At 69.8% G+C, this 12,945-nt stretch carries 17 protein-coding genes, 1 tRNA gene and 1 pseudogene; 8 read left to right on the plus strand and 11 right to left on the minus strand.

Annotation, left to right across the window (positions count from 1 at the left end):
- The 3 genes from MKW14_RS36715 to MKW14_RS36725 all read left to right on the plus strand — a co-directional run.
- Positions 1-684: DUF6928 family protein (locus tag MKW14_RS36715; protein WP_308314671.1), on the plus strand; the 684-nt coding region annotated here is incomplete at its 5' end.
- A gap of 266 nt (positions 685-950) precedes the next feature.
- Positions 951-1,118 carry a hypothetical protein gene (locus MKW14_RS36720; RefSeq protein WP_240870498.1) on the plus strand — a complete coding sequence of 56 codons (168 nt, stop codon included), beginning with the start codon at positions 951-953 and terminating at the stop codon, positions 1,116-1,118.
- A gap of 97 nt (positions 1,119-1,215) precedes the next feature.
- Positions 1,216-1,446, plus strand: a complete 231-nt coding sequence (locus MKW14_RS36725; RefSeq protein WP_240870499.1) for a hypothetical protein — start codon at positions 1,216-1,218, stop codon at positions 1,444-1,446.
- A gap of 131 nt (positions 1,447-1,577) precedes the next feature.
- Here the strand turns inward: MKW14_RS36725 and MKW14_RS36730 are convergent, their stop codons facing one another.
- A complete protein-coding gene (locus MKW14_RS36730) occupies positions 1,578-1,904 on the minus strand; it encodes a nucleoside triphosphate pyrophosphohydrolase (RefSeq protein WP_240870500.1) in 327 nt (108 codons plus the stop codon).
- A gap of 177 nt (positions 1,905-2,081) precedes the next feature.
- Here MKW14_RS36730 and MKW14_RS36735 point away from each other — a divergent pair, with 177 nt between their 5' ends.
- Entirely contained in the window at positions 2,082-2,231 is a 150-nt protein-coding gene (locus MKW14_RS36735; protein WP_240870501.1) for a hypothetical protein, read from the plus strand.
- 281 nt (positions 2,232-2,512) lie between these two features.
- Positions 2,513-3,418: a replication-relaxation family protein gene (locus MKW14_RS36740; RefSeq protein ID WP_240870503.1), complete on the plus strand. Its 906-nt coding sequence runs from the start codon at positions 2,513-2,515 to the stop codon at positions 3,416-3,418.
- 338 nt (positions 3,419-3,756) lie between these two features.
- On the opposite strand, the gene MKW14_RS36745 is transcribed toward MKW14_RS36740, so the two are convergent.
- The 4 genes from MKW14_RS36745 to MKW14_RS36760 are packed head-to-tail and all read right to left on the minus strand — an operon-like array spanning position 3,757 to position 6,389.
- A complete protein-coding gene (locus tag MKW14_RS36745) occupies positions 3,757-4,185 on the minus strand; it encodes a hypothetical protein (protein WP_240870505.1) in 429 nt (142 codons plus the stop codon).
- A complete protein-coding gene (locus MKW14_RS36750) occupies positions 4,182-4,613 on the minus strand; it encodes a hypothetical protein (RefSeq protein WP_240870507.1) in 432 nt (143 codons plus the stop codon). The genes MKW14_RS36745 and MKW14_RS36750 overlap by 4 nt, the downstream gene beginning before the upstream one ends.
- Entirely contained in the window at positions 4,606-5,247 is a 642-nt protein-coding gene (locus MKW14_RS36755; protein WP_240870508.1) for an ATP-binding protein, read from the minus strand. Before MKW14_RS36755 ends, MKW14_RS36750 begins: the two co-directional genes overlap by 8 nt.
- Positions 5,244-6,389, minus strand: a complete 1,146-nt coding sequence (locus MKW14_RS36760) for an ATP-binding protein (protein WP_308314674.1) — start codon at positions 6,387-6,389, stop codon at positions 5,244-5,246. Before MKW14_RS36760 ends, MKW14_RS36755 begins: the two co-directional genes overlap by 4 nt.
- A gap of 261 nt (positions 6,390-6,650) precedes the next feature.
- Here MKW14_RS36760 and MKW14_RS36765 point away from each other — a divergent pair, with 261 nt between their 5' ends.
- The 3 genes from MKW14_RS36765 to MKW14_RS36775 all read left to right on the plus strand — a co-directional run bounded on the left by MKW14_RS36765 (position 6,651) and on the right by MKW14_RS36775 (position 8,192).
- Complete coding sequence (locus tag MKW14_RS36765) at positions 6,651-7,535, plus strand: helix-turn-helix domain-containing protein (RefSeq protein ID WP_240870510.1); 885 nt, start codon at positions 6,651-6,653, stop codon at positions 7,533-7,535.
- Positions 7,536-7,540: 5 nt separating this feature from the next.
- Positions 7,541-7,741 carry a DUF397 domain-containing protein gene (locus MKW14_RS36770; protein WP_240870512.1) on the plus strand — a complete coding sequence of 67 codons (201 nt, stop codon included), beginning with the start codon at positions 7,541-7,543 and terminating at the stop codon, positions 7,739-7,741.
- 373 nt (positions 7,742-8,114) lie between these two features.
- Positions 8,115-8,192 (plus strand) — tRNA-Met (locus tag MKW14_RS36775).
- A gap of 302 nt (positions 8,193-8,494) precedes the next feature.
- Here the strand turns inward: MKW14_RS36775 and MKW14_RS36780 are convergent.
- The 6 genes and pseudogenes from MKW14_RS36780 to MKW14_RS36805 all read right to left on the minus strand — a co-directional run bounded on the left by MKW14_RS36780 (position 8,495) and on the right by MKW14_RS36805 (position 12,782).
- Positions 8,495-9,427, minus strand: coding sequence for an RNA polymerase sigma factor SigF (locus MKW14_RS36780; RefSeq protein WP_240870514.1), 933 nt, complete (start codon positions 9,425-9,427; stop codon positions 8,495-8,497).
- Positions 9,428-9,571: 144 nt separating this feature from the next.
- Positions 9,572-11,109: pseudogene (locus MKW14_RS36785) on the minus strand (ISKra4 family transposase).
- A 75-nt stretch (positions 11,110-11,184) separates the two neighbouring features.
- The gene (locus MKW14_RS36790; RefSeq protein ID WP_240870515.1) at positions 11,185-11,688 is read right to left on the minus strand and encodes a hypothetical protein; all 504 of its coding nucleotides are present in this window, start codon (positions 11,686-11,688) and stop codon (positions 11,185-11,187) included.
- A gap of 57 nt (positions 11,689-11,745) precedes the next feature.
- Positions 11,746-12,234 (minus strand): RNA polymerase sigma factor, encoded by a 489-nt coding sequence (locus tag MKW14_RS36795; protein WP_240870516.1) that lies wholly within the window; start codon positions 12,232-12,234, stop codon positions 11,746-11,748.
- Positions 12,231-12,449, minus strand: coding sequence for a hypothetical protein (locus tag MKW14_RS36800; RefSeq protein WP_240870517.1), 219 nt, complete (start codon positions 12,447-12,449; stop codon positions 12,231-12,233). Before MKW14_RS36800 ends, MKW14_RS36795 begins: the two co-directional genes overlap by 4 nt.
- Positions 12,450-12,479: 30 nt before the next feature.
- Entirely contained in the window at positions 12,480-12,782 is a 303-nt protein-coding gene (locus MKW14_RS36805; protein WP_240870518.1) for a hypothetical protein, read from the minus strand.
- Between the last annotated feature and the right edge of the window lie 163 nt (positions 12,783-12,945).

Here is a 12,945-nt window from a genome sequence, read left to right on the forward strand (position 1 = left end):
GGCATGGGAACGAAGACCGCGGTACTGGCCTACGCAGACGGTGCGGTTGCCGACGTGCTCCAGAATGCGCCGGCACCCCAGTTCGACCGGGCTACGGCACTGGTTGCCCGCCTTCACCCAGGCCACCGCATCACCACGGACAACGAAGAGGCATGGGAACTGGTGGACGCCCTCTATCCGCCCGAGGGAACCGTCTGCGCGCTGTCGGCACCAGGCCTCGACCTGGTCTGCGACCGGCAGGTCATGCTCAATCGGCCCTCGCAGCTCCCCGAGCACCTCGTCGCCGCCAGCCGGGGCCGACGCCTCTATCTCCACGCGATGCACAGCGTCGTCGACTGGCTGGCGTTCGCGGTGTGGGACGACAGCAAGCTCGTCCGCTCGTTGAGCCTGTCCCCGGACGGCGGCATCATCGAGGACATCGGCGAACGGTTCCCGTTCGAGCTGCCGTACTGGGACGGCCGACACCCCGTGGAGCTCTTTCCGCCCTTCGAAGACAACGAGCCCTACCCGCTGCCCTTCCACCCGCTCGAGCTGGGCGAGCGGGCACTGCTGGACTTCTTCGGCTTCTACGTCGAAGGCTTCTCCGTCGAGGACGACGCCCCCGAACCGGTGGTGGACATCTGGGACGTTGAACTCCATGGCTTCCGAGTAACAGCGGCATCGCAGGACGAAGCCACGGACTGACCGGAGCAGCCCTGACGGTCCTCCGGTGGCACCCAAGCAGCCGTCGATCGCCCTCGACCGGTGCAGTCTCTCCCGCCCCACACCGATCGACTCCGTCAGGGCGCGCGCAGCGTCCAAGCCGTGGTCGGCCCGACCACAGGCCGCGCCAGGGCCTTTGTGACCCCACCGTGACCATGGTCGGGGCGTTGTGGTCGGCCATCGGGTCGGGGGCGGCGGGCTGCCTCAGGGCCAGCAACAGCCCGTTCTGACCGGGGAGAGGGACGCCCGTGACCGCTGCCGCTGCCCAGACCGCTGCCCCGTACACTCCCACGCCCATCGAGCCGCTGCCCCACCAGCTCCTGTCCGCGCTCGCCCAGCACCGCATGGCCACCACCGGCCAACTCCACAATCTGCTGCGGCCGAACGCTGCGCGCCAGACCCTCTCCACCCCCTGAACAAACTGCGACGCAAGGGTCTCGTCCCGACCCCTGGCAGCGAATCCAGGCCCTCAAAGACGCGGCCTCCTTCGCCCGCCCCGGCGGCCATGTCGTCGTGGTCACCCGCTCACCGGAGGAGATCACCAAGGCCGCCGCCGACGGCGGCTGGACGGCCCACCACGACGGCTTCTGGTCCAGCCAGAGCAAGAGGACCTTCCAGCGCGGCATCGACCCGGGCGAGATCACCGCCCTCGCCCGCCGGGCCGGCCTCACCCCCGCCGCCCATGCCCCCGTGCTGCCGCTGCCCGGGGTCTGCCATGCCGTCCTGATCAAGCCCCAGACGTGAATCGCGTACGCGTGAACGCCCCAGTCGCCCGCATCCTGGCGCACGAAGCCGCGTACCAACCAACGTCCCCAGCCGCGTACACAGTTGTGCACGCAGTCGTGTACCAACCCGTCGCCGAGGACGGCCCACGGTCAGCGGTTGCCCGTCCAGACGATCCGGTCGGCGAAGCCTCCCCGCTCACCCGCCTTGGCCTCACGGATCTTCTCCAACTGATCCGCGGCAACCCCCAGGTCCGCAGCGAGCGTGCGCACGACCTCCAGCACGTCCGCGAGTTCCTCCGGCGCCGAGTCCTCATCCGCCTCAAGGAACTCGGCGACCTCCTCGCCGAGCTTGTCCCGCAGCCGACCGCGGTATTCCTCCCGGCCCGCGGTGTAGATGACCGGCTCGGCCCCGTCTTCCCGGATAATCTGCGGAATCCGGTCCCGCACCAACTTGCCGTGCCTGCTGTAGGGCTCCACCCGTGCTCTCCCGCACCTGTCTTTATGAGGCGGTCGCCGGACGCCGCCCTCTCATGCCGCCGCAGCCTAGAGAAGCCGCCTCACCACTCGCCATGCGAACCGCCAATCCCACCCGTTCGGAGGGGCCCCGTGCCGCCGCAGCGATTCGTTCAGCTCCCGCGGCGGAAGCGGGCGGCGGTGCGTCCGCCGGCAGGGGCGGCCCAGGCCGGCCGCATCCGGATGCGCCTGGACGTCGAGCGGGTCACCAACGGCGTGACCGAGTCCGTCGGCCACCGCGTCCTGCTCCTCGGCGTAGACAACGCGCCTGCCTCGCTGCCCGCTGTGTGATCGCCGCGCGCGAGAACGCGTACCGCCGGAAGCCACGGACTGACCGAAGCGGCCCGTCGATCGCCCTCGACCGGTGCAGTCTCTCCCGCCCCCAGACCGATCGACTCCGTCAGAGCGCGCGCAGCATCCAAGGCGTGGTCTGCCCAACCACAGGCCGTGCCACGGCCTTTGTGGCCCCACCGTGACCATGGTCGGGGCGTTGTGGTCGGCCATCAGGTCGGGGGCGGGGGGTTTCCTAAAAGGCCAGTAACAGCCCGTTCTGACCGGGGAGAGGGACACCCGTGACCACTGCCGCTGCCGAGACCGCTGCGTCGTTCACTCCCGGGCCCGCCGAGCCGCTGCCCCATCAGCTCCTGGCCGCGCTGGCCCAGCACCGCATGGCCACCACCAGCCAACTCCATGATCTGCTGCGGCCGACCGTTGCGCGCCAAACCGTCTCCGCCCCACTGAACAAGCTGCGGCGCAAGGGACTTGTCGACTACACGGTGCTGCCCCAGTCCAACCGCACCCGAGCCTGGTACCTCACGGGCGAGGGTGCCCGCCTGACGCGGGACTTCCCCGTGCTGCGGGGCCGGCCTCCGTATCCGATCACCTCCGCGACGGCCGCCTCGCTGCGGACGCCGCACACGCTCACCGTCGTACGCGCCCACGTGGCCTTTGCGGCAGACGCCCGCCTGCTCGGGCACGAGCACGGCCCCTGGGACTGGACCCCTGAGGTCTCTCACCCCCTCGGTGAGGGGGAACGGCTTGTCGCCGACGCCGTCCTGCACTACACCGTCACCGACGGCCAACACCGGCGGAAACTGCGCGCGTTCGTGGAGGTCGACCGCACCACCATGAGCAGCGAACGCCTCGCCGTGAAACTGATCGAGTACGCCAGGCTCTTCCAGTACGAAGCCCAGCCCGTCGGACGTCGCAGAACGACCTCCACCGGTCCGGCATGGCTGCGCTGGTACCCGGTCTTCCCCCGCGTGCTTTTCGTGCTCACCGGCGCCTCCCGGGCCAGACTCGGCGACCGCATCAGCGATCTGCAGGCGATGGTCGCCCAGCACCCGCTCGTCGCAGCCATCGCCCACGAGGTCCACCTGGGAGCCGCCGTCCTCGAAGACATCGAGAAACACGGTCCGTCCGGGCCAGTGTGGACACCGCTGGCCGGGGGCGAGCACCGCCCGTGGACCGACCTGTGATCACAGGATCCGCAGGGACCAGCCGGAAGCAAACTCTCCCACGTCGTCGCTCACACCCAGGCCGGCCACAACCTCGACCCGCCCGGCAGGCGGACGAAGCCGAGTACATCCAGGCCGGAATTGGCGCCATCAGACGCAGAAGGAAGGAAACGAATCCACCTGGATGGCCAGTCCGTAATCGAGGCCGGACAGCAGCACGGCGACGCCGCCCCGGGCTTTCGTCTGAGGTGGCGTGTCGGGTGCACCGGCTCACCGGGCGGGCAGTGCCCCGCCCGGCGCGGGGAGGCCGGGCGGGGCACACCGCAGATCCGCGACGGGGGGCGCGCGGACCTGCGGGTCTAGGGGCTGGGCCGGGGAGCGATGAACAGCCTCCGGCTCTTCCAGTCCTCGCCCAGCAGGGCGAACGACGTGCACAGGCAGGGCTGCCGGGTGGCGGCTCCCCAGCGCTCGGCCGTCTCCCGCAGGACGTTCGCGGTCGCGGGATCGATCAGATCGTCCGGGTGCTGCTGCAGGCACACGACGGACACAACGTGCACCGCGGCACGGTCTTCGCCGCGGACCACCGTGACGGCGATGCGCTCCCCGCCGTATGCCGCGATCGCCTCCGCGGCGAGCGTGCGTGCCCGTGCCACGAGGGCCGTCACGGCCGGTGCGGACAGCTGCCAGCTTCCCAGCACCACTCCCGCATCGTGGGCGGCGCGCTCGGGCGTGGCGGGATCGTTCGCCGGGTAGTGGCGGGTCTCGTGCCGCCGGGTTGCGCCGGTCACCGCTGCCCCCGCCGGCGGTGGACGGTGAGGTTGACGGCGGCGTAGACGCACAGGCCGTGCGCCAGGGGGACGTAACCCCAGGACGACGCCATGGTCGTGGCCGCCGCCCGGGGCAGGTGGATGGCGACGGGTGGTGCGGGGACCGTTGCGGGGGCCACGCTGAGCGTGGCGCGCCCGCCGTGCAGCATCGCGGTGACCGCGACGAAGGGGCTGGCCGCGGCCCCCAGGACGTCGGTGACGAAGTCAGCGGCGAGGTCGGCGAGCAGATCGGCCTGGTGCTCCGCGGCGCCCCACGCGGTGTAAGCACCGGCCACACACGCATCCACCGCCCGGGGCAGGCCCCCGGTGACGGGCAAGGTCCAGCGCACGGCGACCGGCACGACCGGGCGGAACGCGCCGCGGACGGGCATCGCCGCCCTGTCAGGCATGACCGCGGGGAGCATCGGGCCCCTCCTGAAGGTGGCGGTCGCCATCGGCGCCGTCGGGGGTGGGGGCATGCGCGGCCGGCGCGCCGTGGGTGAGCGGGCGCGGGGGCGGGAGGGTGAGGCAGGCCCACACGGCCGTGCCCCCACCGGCGGGCTGCGCTCCGTGCCGGTCGGCCAGAGCCAGCACGAGGAACAGTCCGCGGCCGTGCTCATCCTCCGCCTCGGCAACGTGCGCAGTCATCGGGCGGCGCGGGCCCTGGTCGATAACGGCCACCCCCACATCGGTGGCGGTGAGCACCACCGCCACCGTGACCTGCTCGCCCGGCGCGTGCACCACGGCATTCGTCACCAGCTCAGAAACGATCACAAGGAGGTCGTCCACGACCCGGCGCGCCACCCGCCACCGCCGGCAGATACCGCCCACCAGCGTGCGAGCCTGATGCGGTGTGTGCTCGCTGCGGCCCGGCAACTGCCACACCTGCCGCAGACACGGCCGCACCGCCCCGCCGGCCGGCGGCCCCACACAGAGGTCGGGCGCGATGTCGTGCGCCGCCACCGGCTGCAGGTCACTCCACACGACGGCCACAGCGGCGGCCTCACGGTCGGCGTGGCTGCCGCGTTCACGACGGGCACTCACGACTGCCGCCCCTCCCCTACCCCGTGACGCGGCATCGCTCCACCGGTGCACACCGCCCCACCACCCGCCATCCGGCCGATGGGGTACACGGCGAACGCCAGGAGGGCCAGCAGCCACGCCCGCAGCGCGGCGCGGTCACCGGGATGCCAGGCAATCTCCTGCTCGGCAGGCGCAAGCAGACCAGCGGCACGCCCCCGGGCCAGAACGCGCTCGACACTCAGCCATCCCACACGGCGGCGCCGCGGGACATCCAGCGGCGCAAGGTCATGCACCTCATCCACCACCACCCAGCCCGCACGCTCAGCGAACTCCCCCAGCACCGACAGCCCCCTGACCGCGGCCTGCGAGGAGAAATTGCAGGCATAGAGCATGACCGACGGCCCCTCCGGGACGGCAGCGACAGCCTCGTACGAAAACGACTCCGGCAGTGAAACCAGCGCCTTCAAGGAAGAGTTCACCGCTCCCCCGATCGACCGGCGCAGCCCTACGCTCTCCGCAGGCAACCGGGCCGCGGGGGATCTCCCGGCGACGGCCACCTCACACGGGACCTCCGCCCACACCGTCTTACCGATGACCTCCTCCGTGCTCCCCCACCGGCCATCACATAAGCAATCCACCACCACCAACCCACGCCCACGACCCGGCACAGTCATGCCAGCGGCGAGTTCGATGCCCTCGGCGAACTCACACAAAGGCGGCAGGAGCCTCGGATCGGCGTCGCGGACCCCCACGCGCACCACACGGTCCAACAGCAGGAGTGTGACGCCCACTTCGCGTCCTCTCGGCGTACGCGCGTGCACCACCGCATTCGTCACCAACTCACTGACCACCACACAGACGTTCTCGACCGCCTCCCGCTCCACACCCCAGCCGACCAGCACACGCACCGCCCGACGGCGAGCGCTCGCCACCTGCCGAGGATGCGCGGGATAACGGGACCGATCTGTGACGGCGGCTGCGGATGCTGAGCCACGATCGCCGGAGCCTGTCGACGACGATGCAGAAGTGGGGCGCTGAGTTCGAGTCGCAGGATGGCTTCGGAGATTGGTGCGCCCCCGCAGGACCTCGCCTGTTGCACTGTCCGGTCCGTCTTGTGCAAGCACATCGATGAGCATCCGGGGCCCTCCCGGTCGGCGTGTCATAGCGCGCCAATGACCCAGGTTCACCGTGGGTTGCACAGCGCGCACTGTCTGCTGGCCTCACCCACGATGCCAGCAGAACCACCGCCACGGAAACCACTTCAACAGAATTCTGTTGAGAACTTTCTGCCGTGAACTCCTATGCACGGCCGATGCACTGACGGATACTCACGGCCGGACAGAATTTTTCGCGGTGTCGCAGAAGATTCCTTGCCCCAGCAGAACGATCAACGTCAGACTGGGGCCTGGGCAGGGAGGGGATGGATGATCGAGGATGCCGGGTCGGCCGCGCCCGCGTTGTGCCGCCTTCAGCTCGCCGTGGAACTCCGGCGCCTGCGAGTCGCCCGCGGAGTGACCGCCTCGGAGGTCGCCAAGCGCCTGGTCGTCAGCCCATCAAAAATCAACCGGCTGGAAGCCGGCGAGAACGGCGTCGTCGAGCCTGCCGACGTCATCGCACTCTGCGAGATCTACGCAGCCGATCCCGAACTGCGCGCCACGCTCGTGGGATACGCCACCGTCACCAAGACCAAGAAGGACTGGTGGCAGGAGCGCGAATACGCACCGGTGATCCCTCCCGGCTTCAAGGCCTACCTGGGCCAGGAAGCCACCGCCTCCGCCCTGCACAACTACGAGGCCGAGTACGTCCCCGGGCTTCTGCAGACCGAGCCGTACATCCGCGCCCTGCACCGCCGCGCGCACGAGGGACTGAGCCCCGACGAGATCGACCGGCTCGTCGCCGTCCGCACGACGCGCCAGGAAGTCCTGCACCGCAAAGACTCACCGCTACGGCTCATCGCCATCCTCAACGAGGCGGTCCTGCGACGTCGGGTCGGCAGCGCCGACGTGATGCGCGAGCAGCTGCAGCACATCGCGGACATCGCCTCCAGCCTGCCCAACGTCCGCGTCCAAGTCGTGCCGTTCGAGGCCGGAGAGCACCCCGGCATGAACGGAGCGTTCACCATCCTGCAGTTCCGGGAGCGCGACACCTTCGCCCCGATCGTCTACCTGGAAAACCTCTCGGACGCCTGGGTCGTCCGCAAACAGGCCGACGTCGACCGCTACGAAGAAGCCTTCACGGATCTGCAGGCGTTCGCTCCGGGGCACCCAGAGTCCCTGAACATGATCAAGAAGGCAATCGAGGAGTTCTGATTCTCATGACCAACCGGGACGACGCCCTGCGCAACACGACGTGGTTCACCTCGAGCCACAGCAACGACCAGGGCGGCCAGTGCGTCCAGGCAGCACGCATCACCGGCGCCATGGCCATACGCGACTCCAAAAACCCCCACGGCCCCGCCTTCATCTTCACCACCCCCGCCTGGACACACTTCATCAACGCCCTCACCCAGAACTGACCAACACCGCCCCTGACACCCGCGCTCGGCATGGTGTGATCGGTGCAGGCGAGTACACGGGACACAGGTCTGACCGTGACCCGTACGTACACCCCCCACGCGCGGACATTTCCTGCGCCGGCCTCGGCAGCGCGGGAAGGTGACGATCAGGACCTGGGCAAAAAACATGCGCGCAACGGCCCGCAAGACTCGCACAAGCAACGCGCGGCCCCGGCCAAAGAGCCGGACGCTTCACGTCCGCATCAGAGGTTGCCGTGCATGACGCGGTTGTCGGAGACGGTGATGTCGTCGGCACGGCATCACGTACCCGCGCCGGGGCGCGCGGGCAAATCCCTGCAGCCGCTTCCCGGATGGCATACGCTGAGGGCACCGACGCGGGGTGGAGCAGCTCGGTAGCTCGCTGGGCTCATAACCCAGAGGTCGCGTGGTTCAAATCCCGCCCCCGCTACCACATCCGGCCCCCTCCCCGGCATTCCACCGGGGAGGGGGCCGAAGCCGTATCCGGCCTGGCGCGCCCGCTGCCGGCGCGGCGTGACTGCGGTGCCTGACCGCCTCAACGGGCGGCCCTCTCATCGTGCAAGAAACGTGCCCGCGCACCTGCCCGCCGAGCTGTTGGGCCGGGCCAGGGCTTCGATCCAGTCGGGTCCACGTCGCCGGGCCAGGCGGGTACGCAGCCGCGTGCGCTCGCCCGCGCTGGTAGTTCGCCACACGTTGGTGGGGGTCCGGGGTCGGCGAGCGCCCGCGGAAGCGGTTTTACTCCTCCACCAGCAGCTTTTCCCGCAGCTGGGCCAGGGTGCGGGCCAGCAGGCGGGAGACGTGCATCTGGGAGATGCCGACCTCCTGCGCGATCTGCGACTGGGTCATGTTCCCGAAGAAGCGCAGCAGCAGGATCCGCTTCTCCCGCGGCGGCAGGTCCTCCAGCAGCGGCTTGAGCGACTCGCGGTACTCCACGCCCTCCAGCGCCTCGTCCTCGGTGCCCAGGGTGTCCGCGACCGCCGGGGAGGCGTCGTCGGTGTCGGGGACGTCCAGGGACAGCGCGGCATAGGCGTTGGCCGACTCCAGGCCCTCCAGGACCTCCTCCTCCGAGATCGCCAGCTTCTCGGCGAGCTCGTGCACCGTCGGGGAACGGCCGTACTCGTGCGAGAGCTCTCCGGTGGCCATGGTGAGCGCGAGGCGCAGCTCCTGCAGGCGCCGCGGCACCCGCACCGCCCAGCCCTTGTCGCGGAAGTGGCGCTTGATCTCGCCGACGACCGTCGGGGTCGCGTAGGTCGAGAACTCCACCCCGCGGTCCGGGTCGAAGCGGTCGACGGACTTGATCAGGCCGATGGTGGCGACCTGGGTGAGATCGTCGAGCGGCTCGCCGCGGTTGCGGAAGCGGCGCGCGAGGTGCTCGACCAGCGGCAGGTGCATACGCACCAGCTGGTTGCGCAGCTGCGCGTATTCCGGGCTGCCGTCCTTCAGATCGCGCAGCTGAACGAACATCGCCCGTGTCCCGCTGCGATCAACGGAAGACACCGTACGACCCACAGACGGGGCGGTGGGCTGGGTCTTCGTTCGCCGCTTGAGCCTGGCCAGCGCCGACTCGACGTCCTGGGCTGTCGCCAGAAGGGCTCCGATGGGCCGTTCACTGGCCATCAGGGTTTCGCGCAGTGCGGCAACATTCTCCTCGTCCCGCTGGTCGACCATCACTGCCTCCCCTCACCCGTGTCGATGACTCCCAGCTCGCGCAGTTGGCTGCGGACGTCCTCCAGCGCCTGGCGGGCGCGGTGCAGATGCACGCGTGCCGTCGATTCTTGAATGGGTGCGGCTCCTCTGAAGTGATGGTCGGGATCAAGCAGTGAGGCTGTAGTTCTGCTGGTCGGGGCTGGGGTAGAGGCGTTGATGCTCGCGGGCCGTGTGGAAGATCCAGTAGTCCTCGAAGTCGCCGTTCGTGATCAGTGCGCGGAGTTGGAGGACGGCTTCGGCGCCGTCGAGTCCCCAGCGGGCACCGGTGATGTCGAGGCGGTCGGCGATCAGGTGGCGGCAGGCGCCTTCGACGGCGCCGGTGGCGATCGGCCAGCCGGCCGCGAGTGCGGTGTCGTAGTGGAGCTGGTCGAGGTGGCCGGTGAGGTAGCGGTGGCAGGTGGTGACGGCCTCGCGACGGGTGGCCGAAAGCCGTTCGGCTGCGGCTTGGACGGTCATCTCGGCGGCGACGCGGTCGGCGTGTCCGGCGAGGATCGCGGTGAGTTTGTCCGCGGCCCAGGTCTCGGCCTCGCGGCTGCCGACCGGGTGGAAGGCGTGGGCTGCCGTCCAGCAGTACTCGGCGACGTGCACGAAGTCGAGCAGAACGTGCAGGCGGATGTGGCGGCGGGAGGCTTCGTCCTGGATCAGGTCGAGTTGGTGGCGGGCGCCGTCGACGAGCACGATCCAGTCCCGCAGATGCTGCGGGTCGCGGGCCTGGGCCTGGTCGAAGGCGTCGGCGATGACGCGTTTCGGGGGACGGATCACCGAGGCGGTGCACCATTTGCGCTCCGCTTTCGGGCCCGGCCTCGGTGTCCGGCTCTCGCTGCGGCCGCCGGGCGGGTGGATGATGTCGTGCGGCCGACGCAGGGCCGGGGCGGTGTCGAAGACGCAGGCCACCGTCGCCATGCGCTTGCGGTTGGGTTTCTCTCCCGGAGCCAGCCGTCCGCGCCGTCCGGCCGCCGCGGTCTTGGCCGCGGCCCGGCGGGTGGCCTCGCGCAGGGCTTCGGGGCGCATCACCACGCCTTTGCCGTCGACCTGGATGACCAGCGGCATCTCGCGGGTGCACGGGGTGGGGATCTTCACCGTGTAGTAGGCAGCGATGTCGACGGCGGCGGCGACCACCAGTTCTTCGAGGCGGCGCTTGCCCAGTACTCTTCCGCACCGGCGCTCGATCGCGGCCTGGGCCTGGTCGAACGAGCCTCTCACGGCTTCCAGGACCGCGAGCCGGGCCAGGCCGCGGGAGTGCCGGCCAGCGGGCAGCGACAACGCTTCGTCCGCCGGGTGCACGTTGGACAGGCCCCGGCCGCGGTAGGCGATCCTGGTCACCCGCACCGGCCCGAACACGCAGGTCAGCCAGCGGGGATGGTTGCTCTCCCGCCAGGTCCGCGGCCGTCCTTCCGGCCCTCGCACCACCGGCCGTCCCGCGCTGACGCGGGCCGCGGTCTCTTCCGCCCTGGCCCGCGCATCGAGGTGATCCTGCATCAACTGCCGCAGCAGTTCGCGTCCTCGCTGTTCGAGCAACAACTCCAGCTCGTCGTGGGCCATTCCCCGCGCCGGGGCGGCGGCCAGCGTCGAGACAAGGCGTTCGAAGGCATCACGGGAGGCGGCATACCATCAGGCTCGGACAAGGCGTCATAGGGTTCCATCTGGGGCTCTTCTTCGGCTCTTCTTGCGATTCGTTTTGGTTGGCACCTTCGAATCTACGGAGAAGAGCCCCATGGTCACCGGGAGTTGACCCGACCCGCGTCCCCGTCATGGCGGGCCAGGGTGAACCGTCCCGGCGCGTCCTCTGCCAGCCAGCCCCGTTCCACCAGACGCTTCAGCTTCCCCCGCGTCCCCTCGATCTTCGCCGTGGTGGCCTCCAACCCGATCCGCGGCACGATCTGCTTGGCCTGCAACGGACCCGAAGCATCAGCGACGATCTCCACGATGTCCCGGTACACATCCGGCAGCACCCCAACGACCAGGCCCTCCCGCCACGGCGGCACCGCCATCACCCCGATGCCGTGAGGCGCCGGCGCTTCCTGGGGTTCTGGCACATCCTCCGCGGCCGACAACTCTGCCAGCACCTGCGCGACGGTCTCCCGCGTGATCTCCAACCGCGACAGATCCTCCCGGACTTTCTCCAGCCGGACGGCCAACTCCGCAGCCTCCGCCTGGAGTTCTTCCACTCGCTGTCGAGCCGCGGCCTCCCGCGCCTGGAGCTCTTCCGGCAACGACACCATCGCGCCCCACCTCCACCTCGCCACAGTAGAAGTACGACGGCACCGCCCACACGTCAATCAGCGTCTTCCCAGCTCAGCTATCCCTCGAAAGGATCCGCACCCTTCTTGAATACGCATCTCTTTCGCGGCATCCCCCAGGGACTGTCCGGCAATCGCGCAGCGTCCCATGATTTCGCGCTGCTTGTCGCTGAGGGAGACGATGCGTTCCAGCACTCTCCGGTAGGCGCCGCGGGCGTCCATCCAGGATGCCCAGTCCACCTCTGCTGCGGCCCGGTCATGGTGGTCTGCGTCGAAGCCGACGGCGCCGGCTTCTTTCTGCAGCCGCAGCACCTCACGCACGACGGTGGTGCGCAGCCAGGCCGGCCAGGTGCGCACGGGTTCCAGGTGCGGGGCGTTGAAGCGCTGCCAGCACTGCAGGAAGGCTTCTTGGACCGCGTCGTCGGCCAGGGTGCGGCGCCCGCCCGCCACGAAGATCGCCTGCGCGAGGAGGGGCCGGTACCACTGGCGGAGCAGGGCGTCGAACTCCTCATCAGGAGGGGCGGTCACTGCGGCTCCCGTTGATCCAGGCGCACGCTCCAGGCGGTGCCGTCCTGGTCGCTCACCTCCACCGTCCCTCCCCGGGCGGACAGTTCACGCGCCATCCCCGCCATGGCCCGGGCGCGTACGTGTTCTCTCAGCAGGTATCCGCAGGTCCGTACGGCAGCGCCCAGGGCCGTCGCCGCCCCGCCGCCCACTATCACCCAACTCCACTGCTCTGTCACGGTGTTGGCCTCCCGGGGCTCGGTGTGCGCTCACCAGGAAGAGGAAAACACCGCCGAAAACGTGTACACGCACCACCCACCCCGCAGGGCGGGGCGCCGGGGTGGCCGGGGGAATCTGGCGTCGGGCCCGTGGGGTGCATCGTCCGCCGGGCTGTGCTGATCACGTTCCGGGGCGTCGGCGCCGTACACCGCCGGCCCCAGCCACAGCCCGGTATGCCGGCCCTCGACGACGACGCTCCGCTCGTCGTCGATCCGAAATGCGTTCCCCGGGTAGATCTTCCGGTAGGCGGAGAAGGGAGTGCCGTCGAGCTCCAGCGTGTTCAGTCCGATCACGCTGATGAGGCGGGTCCAGCTGAGCGTCCGGCGGGCAGACCAGACAGTGCAGCGCCCCCTCCCACATCGTGATCGTGTGGCCCTGTGCCGGCGGCCCGTAGGAATTCCCCACGTACGGCCGGCTCGATTCCCCAGTCGGCAGCCACACTCAGTAGCCTCGTTG

Origin of the sequence: Streptomyces gilvus (assembly GCF_022513565.1) — a bacterium.
In the GTDB taxonomy this organism is placed as follows: domain Bacteria; phylum Actinomycetota; class Actinomycetes; order Streptomycetales; family Streptomycetaceae; genus Streptomyces; species Streptomyces gilvus.